10 protein-coding genes are annotated in these 12,436 nt (G+C 61.8%); 7 read left to right on the top strand and 3 right to left on the bottom strand.

Annotation, left to right across the window (positions count from 1 at the left end; all coding sequences use genetic code 11):
- The first annotated feature begins 154 nt into the window (after positions 1-154).
- Both AC0V6X_RS08200 and AC0V6X_RS08195 read left to right on the top strand, forming a co-directional pair.
- Entirely contained in the window at positions 155-2,056 is a 1,902-nt protein-coding gene (locus tag AC0V6X_RS08200; protein ID WP_486184080.1) for a YadA-like family protein, read from the top strand.
- Positions 2,057-2,074: 18 nt separating this feature from the next.
- Positions 2,075-2,653 (top strand): hypothetical protein, encoded by a 579-nt coding sequence (locus tag AC0V6X_RS08195; protein WP_486184079.1) that lies wholly within the window; start codon positions 2,075-2,077, stop codon positions 2,651-2,653.
- Here the strand turns inward: AC0V6X_RS08195 and AC0V6X_RS08190 are convergent, their stop codons facing one another.
- On the bottom strand, positions 2,654-4,051 hold the full coding sequence (locus tag AC0V6X_RS08190; protein ID WP_486184078.1) for a protein adenylyltransferase SelO family protein: 1,398 nt from the start codon (positions 4,049-4,051) through the stop codon (positions 2,654-2,656).
- 69 nt (positions 4,052-4,120) lie between these two features.
- Here AC0V6X_RS08190 and AC0V6X_RS08185 point away from each other — a divergent pair, with 69 nt between their 5' ends.
- The 5 genes from AC0V6X_RS08185 to AC0V6X_RS08165 all read left to right on the top strand — a co-directional run bounded on the left by AC0V6X_RS08185 (position 4,121) and on the right by AC0V6X_RS08165 (position 10,090).
- Positions 4,121-4,984, top strand: coding sequence for an alpha/beta fold hydrolase (locus tag AC0V6X_RS08185; protein ID WP_486184077.1), 864 nt, complete (start codon positions 4,121-4,123; stop codon positions 4,982-4,984).
- Positions 4,985-4,998: 14 nt separating this feature from the next.
- The gene (locus AC0V6X_RS08180) at positions 4,999-6,150 is read left to right on the top strand and encodes a glycosyltransferase (RefSeq protein ID WP_486184076.1); all 1,152 of its coding nucleotides are present in this window, start codon (positions 4,999-5,001) and stop codon (positions 6,148-6,150) included.
- A gap of 117 nt (positions 6,151-6,267) precedes the next feature.
- On the top strand, positions 6,268-7,044 hold the full coding sequence (locus AC0V6X_RS08175; RefSeq protein WP_486184075.1) for a tetratricopeptide repeat protein: 777 nt from the start codon (positions 6,268-6,270) through the stop codon (positions 7,042-7,044).
- Positions 7,045-7,095: 51 nt separating this feature from the next.
- On the top strand, positions 7,096-8,442 hold the full coding sequence (locus AC0V6X_RS08170) for an outer membrane protein assembly factor BamB family protein (protein ID WP_486184074.1): 1,347 nt from the start codon (positions 7,096-7,098) through the stop codon (positions 8,440-8,442).
- A gap of 202 nt (positions 8,443-8,644) precedes the next feature.
- Positions 8,645-10,090 (top strand): methyltransferase family protein, encoded by a 1,446-nt coding sequence (locus AC0V6X_RS08165; protein WP_486184073.1) that lies wholly within the window; start codon positions 8,645-8,647, stop codon positions 10,088-10,090.
- A 12-nt stretch (positions 10,091-10,102) separates the two neighbouring features.
- Here the strand turns inward: AC0V6X_RS08165 and AC0V6X_RS08160 are convergent, their stop codons facing one another.
- On the bottom strand, positions 10,103-11,485 hold the full coding sequence (locus AC0V6X_RS08160) for a glutamate--cysteine ligase (protein ID WP_486184072.1): 1,383 nt from the start codon (positions 11,483-11,485) through the stop codon (positions 10,103-10,105).
- A 104-nt stretch (positions 11,486-11,589) separates the two neighbouring features.
- Positions 11,590-12,348, bottom strand: coding sequence for a 16S rRNA (uracil(1498)-N(3))-methyltransferase (locus AC0V6X_RS08155; RefSeq protein ID WP_486184071.1), 759 nt, complete (start codon positions 12,346-12,348; stop codon positions 11,590-11,592).
- Between the last annotated feature and the right edge of the window lie 88 nt (positions 12,349-12,436).

The raw sequence follows: 12,436 nt of genomic DNA, 5'->3' as shown, positions 1-12,436 counted from the left end.
GCGTGTGGATTGCGTATGCAGTCGGCGAACAAACCGGGGGCGGGTCGCATTCTCGTGATCTTGTCGGTGTTCTTACGCCCTCCCTGTTTTGATCGCTGAGCTATTTTTTAAGGCGCGTCGACCCCTGACGTGCCGATGACAGGGGAATTGTCACATGGCTTTTTCGAAGACTAAACTCGCAGCGCTAGGCCTCTCGGTCTCGGGCGCAACTTTGGCTGCAATCGGTGCGTTCGGTGCAGCTGCCCCCGCAGCGGCGCAGGATGTCTGCTTGCTCGATCCGGGCGTGACCGGCGGCGCAACCGCTGGCGCGGCTGACGACCTCGCTTGCGGCGACGGCGCAGAAGCTGATGGCGGCGATTCAACCGCTGTTGGTACGGATGCAGAAGCAACCAGCGGCAGCGACACCGCTGTGGGTAGCTCTGCCGTTGCAAACGGCTTTGGCTCGACCGCGCTGGGCGCATCGGCGAGTGCCAACGGCTTCAGCGCGATTGCCATCGGTTTCACCGCTATTGCAGCTGATGAGAACTCCATCGCCATTGGCGGCGACCAAGACGGCAACGGCCAAGGCGCGGTTGCCGGTGGTCCGGGTGACGTAGCGATTGGCGGTGACGCGTTTGCAAACGGCCTCGCAGCAACCGCTGTTGGTTTTGAATCGTCCTCGACCGGCTTTGCATCGTCGGCCTTCGGTACGCGCGCCGTTGCAAGCGCTCGCGACTCTATTGCCGTGGGCCGCGACAGCGCCGCATCGGACGAATCCGCAATCGCAATCGGTAACAACTCGGTAGCAGACGGCATTGACGCTCTCGCCATCGGTGGTGACGACGCTGACACCGGCGCGCAGGCGCTGGGCAACTCAACCACCGCGGTCGGCGGCGAATCCCTCGCATCGGGTCCGGGTGCAACCGCTTTCGGTTGGCGCGCAGTGGCTTCGGCTGAGCGGGCACACGCTATCGGTCACCTCGCAACGGCAAGTGGCTTTGCCTCGACCGCCGTGGGTGAGCAAGCCAACTCGGCAGGCTTCGGCGCGGTTGCCATCGGTTTTGCTGCATCGGCTCTTGATGAAAGCGGCATCGCAATCGGTGCGGACCAAGATGGCGACGGCACTGGTGCGATCGCAACGGAAGTCGGCAACATCGCGATTGGTGGTGACGCAGAGGCAACCGGGCCGGTTGCGCTGGCGGTTGGCTTTGAATCCGAAGCAAGTGGCGTCTTCGCCTCGGCTTACGGTTTCCGCGCAACAGCATCGGGCAACAACGCGATCGCTATCGGCACCGACTCAGTGGCAAGCGCAACCCGCGCAGTGGCTCTGGGCACCGAAGCCAATGCGGCCTTCGCCAACTCGGTCGCTATTGGTCCGGGCGCAGTGACGACCCGTGCTCAACAGATCGTCCTTGGCGGCGCAGGCAGCTCAGTCACAGTTGGTGACATTGCAGCAAGCACCGCAGCACAGACCGGCGATGTTTTCCTCGCCACGGTCGACGGTTCGGGCACTCTGGGTCAGGGCGTATCGGTTGACGATCTCGCCACCGATGCTGAGCTGACCGCTGCGACGACAGCTCTGCAAACCGGTATCGATGCGAACGCAACGGCCATCGCCGGTGTCGACACGCGCGTCACTGCCAACGAAGCGGCGATCCTCGCGAACACCGCAGCAATCACCAACAACAACGCACTGGTCGGTGGCTTTGATACGCGTATCACCGCCAACGAAACTGCGGTTGCTGCCAACACCGGCTCGATCGCTGCTCTGCAAACGCTGACCACGACGCAAACCGGCCAGATCAACACTCTGTTCGGTGAGACCGCGGCCAACCGTGACGCGATCAGCCGTGCAAACGAAGGTGTCGCCATGGCACTGTCGATGGAAAGCCCCGCGCTTCCATCTGGCACGAACTTCGCTCTGTCGGGCGGCGTTGGTTACTTCGAAGACCAAGGTGCAGGCTCGATGGCTGTCACCGCACGCGTCTCTGAAAACGCCTCTGTTTCGGCAGGCGTCGGTGTCGGCTTCGACAGCGGTGAAATCGGTGCACGTGGTGGCTTCCAAGTTGCTTGGTAAGCCGTTAAACATCCGGTCATGACTTTGATGACCAACAATTTCGCGATGCCGGGGCCCAGTGCCCCGGCATTTCGTTTTTCAGCTCTGTTTGCCGCTGTGGCTGCGCTCAGCCCTGCTGCACTTCCCGATGCGGCTCTGGCACAGCAAGCCGCGCCTCAGGCTCAGGCGCAGCAGCAACCGACCGTACAGCCGCCGCCATCCGTGCGTCCGACCCCTTCGCAATTGGAATTGTCCAAGATGCTGTGGTCGACTATCGCGGCGGTCGATCATGCGAACCAGTCGGGCAATTATTCAGTTCTGCGCGACATTTCTGCGCAAAGCTTTCAGGTCAATTTCAACCCTGCGCGCCTGACCGAGATTTTCTCTGGCCTGCGCAATATGAACATTGATCTGTCCAACGCGCTGCTTGTCCCGCCGACCTATTACGAAGCCCCGCAAATGGTCAGCGCCGACGCGTTCCGCGTGCGCGGCGTGTTTCAGCTGCGCCCGATCTCGATTGGCTTTGACGCCTATTATCAGTGGGAGCAGGGCCGTTGGAAATTGCTCGGCATTGATATCCAGCCACAACAGATGATTGAGGCGCAGCCCGAGGGCTAATCAAGCATGACCGGCGGGTTTGGGAGCAGAGCCGTGCGCCTCACCCATTCGCCGCAGAGCCGCAACCTTGTCCTTCAAGGGCTGCCAATCATCGCGCTCATCAATCGCTGACCAGATTGCTTCGACCTCGTCGATGACCATGCTTTGCGGCGCGTCGTCCGACCAATAATCGTGAGAGCTTTCGACCGGCGTGTAAGCGCTGAGCAGCTCGCCCAGTTCGCCGTCAGCGCCGCGTCCGCCGCGATGCGCAAAGAAGAAGGCGTCGGGTTGGGCGCCGCTGTCGCGCATGGCTTTCTCGCAGGCGCTGACCAGTTGTGAGTCCTCTTCCAGTCCGCGCGGTTCGATCCCCATCCGCCAGCACCAGCGCCGGGCAATCGCCTCCATGTAGAGCGGCCCGAACCGTTCGAGCGCTGCCACCAGAGGCTCGGTGTCCGCCAGCAAGCGCAAGGCGACCGCAAACTGCCCGCTGTTCCAGTGCAGAGCCTCAGGCTGGCGACCAAAGGCGTAGAGGCCTTGGTGGTCGAAATAGGCGGCGGTGAAGCCCGGCTCCCATTTGGGCAGGAAGCGCCAGGGGCCGTAGTCGAAGCTTTCCCCCGTCACATTCATATTGTCGGTGTTGAGCACGCCGTGGACGAAGCCTGCGACCATGTAGCTTGCGGCGAGGTCCGCCATACGCTCCACCACATTGTGCATCAACTGGATCGCAGGTTCATCGCGGCCCGGAGCGTCCTCTGGCGGGGGCGGGCCGGGGAAATGTTTGAGGCAGTAGGCGACCAGCGCTTCCATCGCGTCTGCGTCCTCAATCGCGAGCAGGCGTTGAAAGGTCCCGATGCGGATATGCGAGTGCGACAGCCGCACCATCACGGCAGAGCGCGTGGGCGAAGGCTCATCGTCGCGCATCAGTTTCTCGCCCGTCTCGATGATTGAGAAGGTGCGCGAAGTGTTGACGCCCAGCGCCTCCAGCATCTCGGTCGCGAGGATCTCCCGCACCCCGCCTTTCAGCGTCAGCCGCCCGTCGCCAGCGCGGGAGTAAGGCGTGGTGCCAGAACCCTTGGTGCCAAGGTCCATCAGCCGCCCCGCATTGTCCCGCATCTGCGCAAACAAAAACCCGCGTCCGTCGCCGATCTCGGGATTGTACACGCGGAATTGGTGGCCGTGATATTTGAGTGCGAGCGGCCGGGGGAGATTGCCCTCAAGCGGCTCAAACCGGCCAAAATGCTTGGCCCAATCGCCATCATCCAGCCCCGCTAGCCCTACTTCAGCCGCCGCGCGGTCATTGCGGAAGCGCACCTGCGTTTGCGGGAAGTCTGCGGCCTCCACCGGAGAACCCAGCCAGCTGGCCAGCTCTTCAATTGCGGTGTCGGGGGTGTAGATGGCTGCTTGCGGTTCATCGCTCATCCAGCGATAGTGGGGCCAAGCAAGCGGGGGCGCAAGCGCTCTCCTCCTACGAATACGACGCGAGACACTATGGCTGACGCCTACGATGAGAAAACCTGGGAGAGCGCGGACGGCCTCTCGCTCTATTACCGCGATTATGCGGGACCTGCGGGCTATGATGGACCACCGGTTCTGTGCCTGCACGGCCTCACCCGCAATTCGCGCGATTTTGCTGAACTGGCCGAGCACGTCGCAAAAACCCGCCGCGTGATTGTCCCCGATATGCGGGGGCGCGGGCAGAGCGACTATGCGCCCGATAGCTCCACTTACAACCCGGTCCAATATGTCGAGGATGTCGAGAAGCTGCTCGGTGAGCTGGGGATTGAGCGATTTATCTCGATCGGCACGTCGATGGGCGGGCTGATGACGATGATGATGGCGGCAGCAAAACCGGGGCGGATCGTGGCTCTGGTGATGAACGATATCGGGCCTGAGATTGACCCTGCTGGGATTGAGCGGATCAGCACCTATGTCGGGCAGGGCAAATCCTATCCGACATGGATGCACGCGGCCAAGTCGCTGCAATCGGTGCACGGAGAGGCCTTTCCCGACTGGGATCTCGACCAGTGGCTGGAGATGACGAAGCGCAATCTCACTGTCTGCCAGAACGGGCGGATCAGCTATGACTATGACATGGCGATTGCTGAGCCGTTCAAGGAGCCGGGCGGGGCAGCGCCTGCCAATCTGTGGCTCGCCTTCGAAGCTTTGCGCAACGTGCCGATGGTGCTGTTGCGCGGGGAGTTGTCCGATTTGCTCACCGAGGCGACGGTCGCGCAGATGGGTGTGCGCAACCCGGCGATGACCAGCGTTACGGTCCCGCGTGTCGGCCATGCGCCCACTCTGGATGAGCCTGAGGCGCGGGCCGCCATCGACGCGCTGCTCGCCAAGGTCTGAAAGCACGTCCGGATATGACGACGAAGACTGGTATTCCCCGCGTCCTACACTGCCACTCGACCTTCGCGGCTGGCGGCAAGGAGGTCCGATCAGCGCGGTTGATGAACGCCTTTGGCGCGGAGCTGCACCACACGGTGGTCTCTGGAGAACCAGAAGAGCTGGGCGCGAAGGCGCTGCTCGACCGGGGCCTGCGGGTCCGCTTTCCCACCGACTTCCCAAAACTCACTGGCCTGCCATCGCCGGGGAGGCTCCATGCGATTGCCAAGGAGCTGATGCAATACGACCTCGTCCTGACCTACAATTGGGGCGCGATGGATGTGGTGATGGCGCATATGGCCTTCAGCTTCATCTACGATCTGCCCCCGCTGATCCATCACGAGGATGGCTTTAACGAGGATGAGGCAAGCGAGCTGAAACCGCGCCGCAATTGGTATCGGGCCATGGCTCTGGACACTGCCCATGCTGTGGTGGTGCCAAGTCAAGTGCTTGAAAAAATTGCGCTTGATAAGTGGAAGCGCCCGCCCTCTCAGCTCAAACGCATTCCCAACGGCATCGACACAAAACGCTTCGCCAAATCTCCCGATCCCCAGGCCATGCGGCTGCTCAAACGCGTGGGCGAGAATTGGGTGGGGACGCTCGCTGGCCTGCGCCCGGTCAAGCAGTTGCCGCGTCTGGTGGAGGCTTTCATTGACCTCGATGAAAGCTGGCACCTCGTGATTCTGGGGGAAGGGCCGGAGAAAGAGGCGATCCGCGCGGCGGCTGAGCGGTTAGAAGTCGCCCACCGCGTCCACCTGCCCGGCAATATCGCTGACCCGGCCAAAGTGATTGGCCAGTTCGACATCTTCGCGCTCTCATCAGACAGCGAGCAGTTTCCGCTCTCCGTAGTCGAAGCAATGGCCGCTGGCCTCCCCGTCGCCGCGCCCGATGTGGGCGATGTGAAGGCGATCGTGTCGGAGGCGAACGTGCCCTATATCGCCGACAGCAACAACGCTGAAGCCTTGGGCTCGATGCTGTTTGAACTAGCCGAGGCACCCAAGCTGCGTGCAAAACTCGGCAAAGCCAACCGCGAAAAAGCGCGCGGCGAATTCGACGAAGCGCAAATGATAACCGCCTATCGCGAGCTGTATTTTGGGGCGTTGGGGAGTTCAAAACCCCCACCATCTTAACCCTGCGTTCAAACGCAGTGGTTGAGGGCAGGTGCATGCGGCATTGCGCACCGCGCCTGCGCTGCTTAAAGGCTTGCGCTAACTTGACGAGCAACTGACCAAAGGATCTCCCGCCCCGTGGCGCGCACTCCGACTGATAAAGACACTCCCAGCGACGAACCCGCAGCCCCATCGCGCGAGGATGAAATCCTTATGCGCGAAATTGATGAGGCGGTGCGCAAGGACGACGCTCAGGAATTCCTTGAGAAATATGGCGTCACGCTAGGCATTGCGCTCAGCCTGCTGCTGATCGGCATGTTCGGCTATTGGTGGTACGATTCCACCAATGAAGCCAAGCTAGAAGCGCAGTCAGAGCAGATCATCAGCGCACTCGATTCGGTCGAAGCGGGCGATTTTGCCGGGGTCGAGGAAAAGACCGCGCCGCTGATCGAAGAGGGCTCTGACGGCGCACGCACTATGGCGCGGATGATTCAGGCCGCTGTGGCGCTGGAACAGGAAGAGCCCGCCAAGGCGGTAGAGATTTACGCGGCGATTGTGGCCGATCCTGACGCTCCGCAGCCGTTGCGTGATCTCGCTCTGATCCGCGAAGTTTCGATTACCTTTGACGATAGCGAACCGGCTGACGTCATCGCGAAGCTCAAAGACTTGGCGGTGCCCGGAAACGCCTTTTTCGGAAGCGCGGGTGAACTGACCGCGATCGCGCATCTGGAAGCCGGTAACCGGGAGGCAGCGGGCGTGCTTTTCAGCCAGCTCGCAACGGATGAACAAGTGCCTGACACTTTGCGTGAACGGGCGCGGCAGATGGCGGGCTTGCTGGGCGTTGATGCGATTGAAGACGTGGACGCATTGCTCGAAGAAATTGGAGTGGCACAGCCGGGTCCTGCGGGGCGCTGATCCGCGCATTGCGCGTGCCACTGGGTGAGGGATAAGAAGTTGGACGGACCTATGAAACGTATCACAAAACCATGGGCTTCGGCCGGGATCCTGGCCGCGATGGCTGTCACGATGACGGGCTGTTCCGGCGGGCTGTTTGGCGGCGATCCCAAGGAAACGCCCACTGTCGGCAACCGCACGCCGATCCTCTCAGTGATCCAGAACGGCGCGACGGTCGATCCCAGCTTGGCCACCGTATCAGTCGTCCTTCCGCCCGCTGCGGCGAACCCGGAATGGGCACAGGTTGGCGGCTCGGCAAGCAAGTCCTACGGCCACCTCGCTCTGGCTGAGAACCCAAGCAAAATCTGGACCACTCGCATCGCCGGGTCGAGCGAGCGCGAACGCCTTGCCGCGGCGCCCGTGATTGGCGCAGGCAAGCTTTTTGCGGTCGGCTCTGATGGCGTCATCCATGCTTTCAACAAGGACACCGGCGCACGCGTATGGGAGCTCGATGCGAGCGACATGGACGATGATATGCGTCCATCCGCCTTTGGTGGCGGGGTCAGCTTTGATGCTGGCCGAGTCTATGCCACCAACGGCGCAGGCGATGCCAAGGCACTGAATGCTGAAACGGGTGAGGTTGTCTGGAATGTGCGCCCCGCAGGTCCGTTGCGCGGCTCTCCGACCCTTGCCTTTGGCCAGGTCTATGTGATGTCGCAGGACAACCAGATCTTGGCGCTGGATGCACAGGATGGCGACATCCTCTGGAACGAGTCCGGCTCCAGCGCGCAATCGGGCGTGTTTGGGGTTGCCGCTCCGGCAGCGGGGCAGGGCACGGTAATCGCGGGCTATTCCTCCGGTGAGCTTTCCGCCTACCGTTATGAGAATGGCCGCACGCTTTGGGCCGACGCTCTGGCACGCACCAACATCTCGACCCGCGTGAGCTCTCTCACCGATATTGACGCTGATCCGATCATCGATTCAGGCCGCGTCTATGCTCTGGGCCAAGGTGGCCGGATGGCCGCTTACGAGCTGGTCACCGGGCAACGCATTTGGGAGCTGAACCTCGCAGGTATCTCCACCCCGGCGATTGCGGGTGAGTGGATTTTCACTCTGACCGATGATGCGCGCCTGCTGGCGATTGCCCGTTCAACCGGCCGCATCCGCTGGATCACGCAGCTGCAACAGTTCCGCAAAGAGGAAAAGCGCGAAGACCCGATCTTCTGGACCGGCCCCGTTCTGGCAGGCGGCCAGCTGTGGGTGGCGTCCTCTCGCGGAGAAGTCTGGAAACTGAGCGCAGGCGAAGGCTCAGCCCAGCTTTTCGCCGAGCTTGATGCGCCGGTCAGCCTGCCGCCGGTGGTTGCCGACAACACGCTCTATATTCTCGACGATTCCGGCACCATCCACGCCTGGCGCTGAGGCTTTACCAGCCGGGCGGGCTTTACCCGCCTCGGGGCCTTACCGGCCGGGTGAATGGACTTGGCCCGAGAGGTCTCGTCCTGCTGCCCCCCTTGGGGTCTAACCGAGCGCATTAACCTTTGCGCTGCTTGCGTGCCTTTGCGGAACGCGGGCCATAGAGTGCGCGGAGAATTAACCCTTTGGCGCTAAGCGCTTGGGGGTAATGGACGCGCATTCTCTCTCGACCGCTCAAGAGCGATCTTCGGACAAGCCGCTGAGCTTGCCAAAAAGCGATGTATCATCGGGCGTGGGCCTTGCCGGCCTGCTGGGCCTAATGCTGTGGATTTTGTTCTGCCGCACCTTTCCTACCCTTGCTGAAGCTGTGGGACTGGGGAGCGGATATCCCGTCCTCTCAGGACCTTACGCCGCGCTCACCGCGATGCTGTTCACCGCCGGACCCATGGCGATTTGGTCGCTGCTGGTCGACAAGGTGCATCTGCGCCCCTCCACCGGTCTCGACTGGAGCTTGAAGCGCAGTGTTGAGGAGGTGCTCCCGATCTCCTGCGTCAAAATTGTCGGTCTGTGGGCCACTTGGGCGATCATCGCCGGGCTCTATTGCCTCGGGCGGTGGTATTGGGACGGGCAGTACCTGTTCGCGATGGAGGTGTTGGGCGCCGCCATTCTGCCGATGATCGTGCTCGCCGTGCCCTACATCATCTGGCTCGACCGCCACATGGTCGAGCCGCATGACAGCACCTGGCATTTCGGCGCGATGATTACAGGACGCGGCCACCAGATCGAAGGCGGCGTGGACCTGGATCAGGTCAAAAAGCACTGGCGCGCATGGATCATCAAGGCCTTCTTCGGCGCTTTCATGATCTCCATTCTGCCGGGCGGTTTTGCCTTTGTGGTCGAAGCGACGCCGGAGCAAATCCTGAACAATCCGTTTGAGATCGGCATGCTGCTGATCACGCTGCTGTTCGTTGTGGACGTGCAGATTGGGACGGTTGGCTATCTCTTCACCATGCGGCCGCTGGATGCGCATATCCGATCAGGCAACCCGTTCGTTGCGGGCTGGCTTGCCGCGCTGCTGTGCTACCCACCTTTCGTGTGGGGGATCATCGGCAATGGCGGGCAAATCCTGAGCTATGAGAGCAATGTCGAGGGCTGGGGCTTTTGGATGGCCAATCAGCCTGCCTTGCTGTGGGCATGGGCCGCGTGGCTGGTTTTCCTGACCGCGATCTATGCCTGGGCCACCGTGGTGTTCGGCATCCGCTTCTCCAACCTCACCTATCGCGGCGTGCTGACCAACGGCCCGTATCGCTTCACGCGCCATCCGGCTTACCTGTCGAAGAACCTGTTCTGGTGGTGCTCTGTCATGCCGTTTCTGGTCACGAGCGGCTCTGCCGTGGACGCGGTCCGCAACACCTTCTTCCTTCTTGTCGTCAACGCGATCTATTACTGGCGCGCCCGGACGGAGGAAGCGCATCTGCTGTCCGAAGACCCCAAATACCGCGAATATTATGACTGGATGGAGGCGCACGGCCTGATCACCGCGCCGCTTGCCCGGATGAAGCGCGCGATTATCAGCCGCCTGACTGGAGCGTCAGCCACAAGGGCCTCAGACGGTCATGAGCCTGTGAATGCGGGTCGGGAGCCGGCTGAGTAAGCCGAGCAGACCTCAAAACGACTGGCGGTAAACCTCGCCGACATCGCCGTTCCATTCGTTGTGATAGGCGTCGAGCAGGCGTTGTGCCGGAACCTTGCCGCTGCTGACAATCTCGTCGAGCGTTTCGAGATAGCCGGTTTCGTTGTCGCCGCTGACATTCAGTTTGCCGCGTGCAGCCAAGCCCCTATGCGCGATATCGAGCACTTCGCGGCCCAGATCCTGCATCGTGCCAAGGCCGGGCACTTTCGCATCAAGGCCCAGCTTGGGCGCGTCATTGCGGAGTTGCTCGCGCTCCTCCATCGACCAGTCCTTGACCAGCTCCCACGCGGCATCGAGCGAGCCTTGGTCATAGAGCAAGCCCACCCAGAAAGCGGGCAGAGCGCAGATGCGGCTCCACGCCCCACCATCCGCGCCGCGCATTTCGAGGAAGCTTTTGAGGCGAACCTCCGGGAAGGCAGTGGAGAGGTGATCCCACCAATCACTCGCCGTGGGACGCTCTCCGGGCAACACGGACAGCTTGCCCTCCATAAAGTCGCGGAAGGACAAGCCCGCCGCGTCGATATATTTGCCGTCGCGGAAGACGAAGTACATCGGCACGTCCAGCATGTACTCAGCCCAGCGTTCATAGCCAAAGCCATCCTCGAACACGAAAGGCAGCATGCCGGTGCGGTGCGGATCGGTGTCCGACCAGATGTGGCTGCGGTAGGAGAGATAGCCGTTGGGCTTGCCTTCCGTGAAGGGCGAGTTCGCAAACAGAGCCGTCGCCAAAGGTTGCAGCGCCAGGCCTACGCGGAACTTCTTCACCATGTCAGCCTCTGACGAATAGTCGAGATTGACTTGGATCGTGCAGGTCCGCAGCATCATGTCGAGACCCAGATTGCCGACTTTCGGCATGTGGTTCATCATGATCCCATAGCGCCCCTTGGGCATCACGGGCAGCTCTTCACGGGTCTTGTCGGGCCACATGCCAAGGCCAAGATAGCCGACGCCGCATTTCTCGCCGATTTCCTTGACCTGAGCCAGATGACGTCCGGTCTCGTTGCAGGTCTCGTGCAAGGTTTCGAGCGGCGCGCCGGACAATTCGAGCTGGCCAGCCGGTTCCAGACTAACGGCCCCATCCTTGCCCTTAAGGGCGATGACGTTTCCGTTTTCCTCAATCGGCTCCCACCCAAATTTGGTGAGGCCCATCAGCAGATCGCGGATACCGCAAGGCTCGTCATAGGACGGGGCGCGTCGGTCGCCACCGGCATCCAAGCGCTTATAGACCAGCTTCTCATGCTCGGTCCCGATGCGCCAATCCGCCTTGGGCTTCTCACCGCTGCGCATTGGAGCTGTCAGATCATCAAGGCTCTCGATGATCGGTTCGTCGGCACTGGAAGCTTCTCTGGTGCTCATAGGTGGCCCCTTACTGTTCGGGAGGCCCTAGAAAACCAATGGCTTTGAGGGAAGGCCAATTTGCCTATTTGTCGACGAAGCTATTCTGTTCTCGACCAATCGCCCTACCAGTCTCCGGCCCCGGCCATCCAAATCGAAAGCGCTGCAATCGCTGCGGTTTCCCCGCGCAAGATGCGGGGGCCGAGCGAGATGGCGCGTGCCTGCGGATGCGCGCGAATGGCAGCGCGCTCGGCATCGTCAAAGCCGCCTTCCGGCCCGATCAGGATCGCGGCGGGGCCATGATGAGCCGAAAACGCCGCCGCAGCAGGTTCCCCGCCTTCCTCGTCCGCGAAGAACAGCGCGCGTCCCTTTGGCCATTCGCGCAGCAGCGCGTCGAGCTTCACCGGCTCTGTCAGCTCCGGCAGAGCGGTGCGCGCGCATTGCTCGGCGGCTTCGATGGTGAGCGTAGCCGCGCGAGCGAGGTTGAGCTTGTCCGCGACACAGCGGCGGGTGATGACAGGTTGGATTCGCGCCGCGCCCAGTTCGGTCGCTTTTTCCAGCACAAGGTCGAAACGGTCTTTCTTGAGCAAAGCGGGGCAGAGCCAAAGGTCGGGCACCTCCTCGCGAGGGCGCAGGCGCTCAACGACGGTGACATCGACGCGGCGTTTCTCGACCGCGCCCACCCGTGCCGCCCATTCGCCGGTCACATTGTCGCACAGAATCACGGTGTCGCCGGTGGAGACGCGCATCACCTTGCCGAGATAATGCGCATGGTTGCCATCGAGCGCGAAGGTCCGACCTTCGCCCAGCTCGTCTTCGACAAACAGACGCGGCGCGCTTTTCGGAGGCCAGGCCGGGGTTCGAGGGGACGGTGTAGCGGGCATGGAAGCGCCGTACATAGGTTGAGCTGAACCGTCATCCCCGCGAAGGCGGGGATCCAGCTTCTTTTTACGCATAGTCGGAAGAAAAGCT

Source organism: Erythrobacter sp. S267 (assembly GCF_057365045.1).
The sequence above is the reverse complement of the archived record's forward strand: the minus strand, read 5'-3'. Positions and strand labels throughout refer to the sequence as shown.

What these genes read in the sequence shown, in the direction of transcription:
- AC0V6X_RS08160 (WP_486184072.1), bottom strand. Translation starts at nt 11,485, where the DNA reads ATGAGCACCAGAGAAGCTTCCAGTGCCGACGAACCGATCATCGAGAGC.
- AC0V6X_RS08200 (WP_486184080.1), top strand. Translation starts at nt 155, where the DNA reads ATGGCTTTTTCGAAGACTAAACTCGCAGCGCTAGGCCTCTCGGTCTCG.
- AC0V6X_RS08185 (WP_486184077.1), top strand. Translation starts at nt 4,121, where the DNA reads ATGGCTGACGCCTACGATGAGAAAACCTGGGAGAGCGCGGACGGCCTC.
- AC0V6X_RS08180 (WP_486184076.1), top strand. Translation starts at nt 4,999, where the DNA reads ATGACGACGAAGACTGGTATTCCCCGCGTCCTACACTGCCACTCGACC.
- AC0V6X_RS08155 (WP_486184071.1), bottom strand. Translation starts at nt 12,348, where the DNA reads ATGCCCGCTACACCGTCCCCTCGAACCCCGGCCTGGCCTCCGAAAAGC.
- AC0V6X_RS08190 (WP_486184078.1), bottom strand. Translation starts at nt 4,051, where the DNA reads ATGAGCGATGAACCGCAAGCAGCCATCTACACCCCCGACACCGCAATT.
- AC0V6X_RS08165 (WP_486184073.1), top strand. Translation starts at nt 8,645, where the DNA reads ATGGACGCGCATTCTCTCTCGACCGCTCAAGAGCGATCTTCGGACAAG.
- AC0V6X_RS08170 (WP_486184074.1), top strand. Translation starts at nt 7,096, where the DNA reads ATGAAACGTATCACAAAACCATGGGCTTCGGCCGGGATCCTGGCCGCG.
- AC0V6X_RS08195 (WP_486184079.1), top strand. Translation starts at nt 2,075, where the DNA reads ATGACTTTGATGACCAACAATTTCGCGATGCCGGGGCCCAGTGCCCCG.